This is a genomic window from Nosocomiicoccus massiliensis, from assembly GCF_000438455.1.
GTDB classification, from domain to species: domain Bacteria; phylum Bacillota; class Bacilli; order Staphylococcales; family Salinicoccaceae; genus Nosocomiicoccus; species Nosocomiicoccus massiliensis.
Genome location: NZ_CAVG010000077.1, coordinates 1 through 3,711 on the forward strand (window position 1 = coordinate 1; position 3,711 = coordinate 3,711).

Below are 3,711 nucleotides of genomic sequence, written 5' to 3' on the forward strand. Positions count from 1 at the left end.
ATCAATAGGCAACATAATCTTTTCACGTGATAATCTAAAATCATTCATCTCTCTATTAAAATGATATTTTTTACCCATCACTTTTAAAAGTGTATTGATAAATAAATAATGATATTTATTAAAATTATCATTAATAAGTGCAGTAACATGATCACTCGCAACAAATTTATAATTGTGATAGAAAGTAGAACCGACTGTGCCACTATTAGCGATGGTTGATACATTTTCAAAGCTTCTTACATTTTTATTATTACTAATGAAATTGTTAACTCCATTATTCATTCCTGTAGATGATATATATGGTATATAACCTTCTTTTGTATTCTTTTTGTTAATCTTTTACCTCTCCGTATAGTAAATAGTTCTTCAAGATTATAGACTTCCCATTTTTATCTTCTAAATTTAATTCTGTGCTATCTATTAACACGTTTTTAATGTATTTATTTTCTCATTAATGTATTCTATAATATATTTTTCTTCTTTATTAATTACCTCATTCCCTAAATACTCCATATATTCCCAATCAGGATTACCATATTTATCGACTGGAAGTTTAATAATCTGATTTTTTATTCTCTTTTGACTAAACTTATATCCATAATAGTATTTACCATCTTTGAAATTATTAATGGAGTTCACAAGAAAAAGCCCTAGTCCTTTTGACATAAATTTATCTCTTTAAGTCTTATAATTTCAACATGATCGGTAGCTATAAAATCATATCCTTGATAATAAATAAACCCCTCTGTTGCACTGTCAACTGTTAATACTCCACCTTTTTCTGTAGATTCGTTCTTATAAAAAGTATCAAGAGCATTGTTAGTACCAGCACAAGTTATACGTGGAATATTGCCATTACTAATAAGACTTTCTGGAGGGGTTGTTTTAGTTCCTGAGACAATAAAAATATCGCCAATACGAAATTCTTTCCATTTAAGACTTTCTAAGTTAATTATCATTGCTATTATCCTCTGTTTTTATTTTTTCAATTAACACTTCCAGTTCATCCTGACAATTAGGTTCTTCCCCAGTAAACAAGTACTCTCTATTATTCAATACCATTTGTAGTTCAAATGATAAATAATCTGATATTGTTTGCTCAAAACTCTTTTCATTTGGTATCGTATCATTAAAATAATAAAAAGAATGTAGCCATTCATCATCATGCTGAACAGTTGTTTCTACACAAAAATCATTTGATGATTCTATATTACCTCTCCAAACATTAAGTAATATCTCCTTCTTATCTACTGCAGAAACAGTTTCGACAAGTCCTCGATGTTTTTGAATTTCAAAACCATCATCTTCGAAATTAATAAACTTAGCTTTATGTAACTTCGGATGTGGTACTCCGACAGTAAATATTGCAATACATGCATTTACGCCAATTCTATAAAATGTATCTTTATTTAAGGTAATAACACCCTCCAAAGTATGGTTCTTTAATATGTTTTCTTTAATTTCTCTTTCATCTTTAGTTTTACCTGTCATAGATGACTGCGGGACTATTACCGCTACTCTAGCATGTTTTATCATGGAATCTAATAAATGTTCAGTGAATGCAATTTCATATTGATCTGGATATTCTTTAGAACCTTGCGATTATGGAGGGTTTATCATACCAACTGTATATTGTTCTTCCTGCAATTTATGTGGATTTTGTTTAAGAAAATCTTCATTAAGTAAGTTAGATTTACCATCCCCTCTTAATATCATATTAGTGGTAGCAACAGTAAACATTCTGGATTGAAGTTCAATCCCGTGTAGTTGATTTTGCCTTATATTAAATGAAGCAATCTCATATTCTTTTTCACTTAACTCTTCTTTTGCTTTTTCTAGCATATGATGCATGGATGCTATTAAAAAGCCACCAGTACCACAGGTAGGATCAAAAACATTATCCTTATAATCAACATCTAATAACTCACAAAATAAATCCGTTATATGACGTGGTGTCAAAACAATTCCTAATGATTGTCCATCACCACCAGAATATGACATAAACTCTCCATAAAATCTTCCTAAAATATCTTCACTAGAATTTGTATATCTGATATTAGTAAAAATTCTATTATATATAAATTCGGTATAGAACTTTAACGGTGTTTTTCCTAGCGATTCATGAAACATGTTTATTTGACTATTATCTTTAATCATTGTAAATTGATTTAATATCTTATCTAATTTTGTTTCTGGTGAAACATTAGAACGTTTTAAACTAGTTTCAATTGCTTCATATATTTTACTACCATCGGTTTTTAACTTATCCCCTGTTAGTTCTTCAATTGAAAAGTTCTTATATTCTATTTCATTTAATGCTAACAAAATACCTGATACAATAATGGGCTTATCTTGATCGCCTATAGAACCAAAAGTTCTTAATGCCTCATGTAACTCCTTAGCATCTTTTAATATCATTGCTAATTCTTTTTCTTTATTTGTTTCTTCTTTTAAGACTTCTCTTAAATAATATGTTTGTATATTTTCATGAGAAAATTGGATAAATGTTTCTATATCTTCAAGTTCAACATACCTACCCCTTTCATCAATAAAATACGGAGTTATTTTATGATGCTTCTCATTCCCAGATACACCAACCCCAAAGATTTTTTTGAAGTTAGTCTTTTTCGCAATGTTTTTTGCATACCATACAGCACCATTTACGGCATAGTTTTCTGTTCCTAATGTAGTTAAATCTAGTACATCATTATTGTCCATAAATATATGCCTACTTATTTCTGATTTGTTTTCTATTACAATAACAAAATCATTTACTACTCCTATGTATTCTGGCAACCCAGTTTTACCTGTCTGTCTTTTAGATGAGGTTGATAATGCTTTTTGTATTTCAATAACTGAACTTTTCTCTGGTTCTAAAACTTTCTCTAAATGAGCCTCTTTAATTAACTCCCATACCCATAAATCTGTTTTTCTTTCTACCATCACAATTTACCTCTCTTTACTATGTTGAATACACTTGTTTTACTAACCTTAGTCATTTTACATATATCATCTATTGTATACTCTTTACTATAGTAGAGTTTTCTTACTAAGTCTCTCGTTTTTTTATCAATCGGGGGTCTTCCACCTTTTCTACCTCTTGCACGTGCAGATTCTAAACCTTTTTTTGTGCGTTCACTTAATAGATTTGCTTCAAGCTCTGCAAAAGCACTCATCATAGTAAAAAACATTTTACCCATAGCTGTATTCGTATTAATATTTGTATCTAATATATGTAACTCAATATCTCTATTTTCTAGTTCTTGGGCAAGTTCAATTAATTGTTTTGTAGTCCTGCCTAAACGATCTAACTTTGTAATTACTAAAGTATCGCCAGAACGTAAATAGTCAAAACATTTATCAAGCTCTGTACGTCTTTCTTTTCTTCCACTTACTTTTTCTGAAAAAATTCTTTCGCAACCACTCTCTTTTAACATATCCATTTGACTATTTAAAGACTGATCTAAAGTTGATACTCTAGCATATCCTATACGTGTCATTTTCATCACTCCCTAAATCACACTATATAATAGAAGAAACTCAATACATAAAGTACATTAAACCTTTAAAACTATAGTATATGTACATAGATAATTATACTGAGTAAATGAACTATAAAGCAATAGAAAATAGACTATTTAGAACCAATCAATAAAAGAGTTCATAAAACGACCGTTTAATGAACTCTAAACATAAAAAAAGCACGGTGTC

The 3,711-nt window shown here is 29.4% G+C and carries 4 protein-coding genes and 1 pseudogene; all 5 read right to left on the reverse strand.

Annotated features, from left to right (window positions below):
• Positions 1-282: restriction endonuclease subunit S (locus tag TJ68_RS08120; RefSeq protein ID WP_238316026.1), on the reverse strand; the 282-nt coding region annotated here is incomplete at its 3' end.
• Between the two features lie 138 nt (positions 283-420).
• On the reverse strand, positions 421-666 hold the full coding sequence (locus TJ68_RS08125; RefSeq protein ID WP_052327286.1) for a hypothetical protein: 246 nt from the start codon (positions 664-666) through the stop codon (positions 421-423).
• Positions 651-959, reverse strand: coding sequence for a restriction endonuclease subunit S (locus TJ68_RS08130; RefSeq protein ID WP_052327287.1), 309 nt, complete (start codon positions 957-959; stop codon positions 651-653). The genes TJ68_RS08125 and TJ68_RS08130 overlap by 16 nt, the downstream gene beginning before the upstream one ends.
• Positions 949-2,943 (reverse strand): annotated as a pseudogene (locus TJ68_RS08825) (HsdM family class I SAM-dependent methyltransferase). Before TJ68_RS08825 ends, TJ68_RS08130 begins: the two are co-directional and overlap by 11 nt.
• Complete coding sequence (locus TJ68_RS03540) at positions 2,943-3,500, reverse strand: recombinase family protein (protein WP_040928776.1); 558 nt, start codon at positions 3,498-3,500, stop codon at positions 2,943-2,945. Before TJ68_RS03540 ends, TJ68_RS08825 begins: the two are co-directional and overlap by 1 nt.
• Positions 3,501-3,711: the final 211 nt, after the last annotated feature.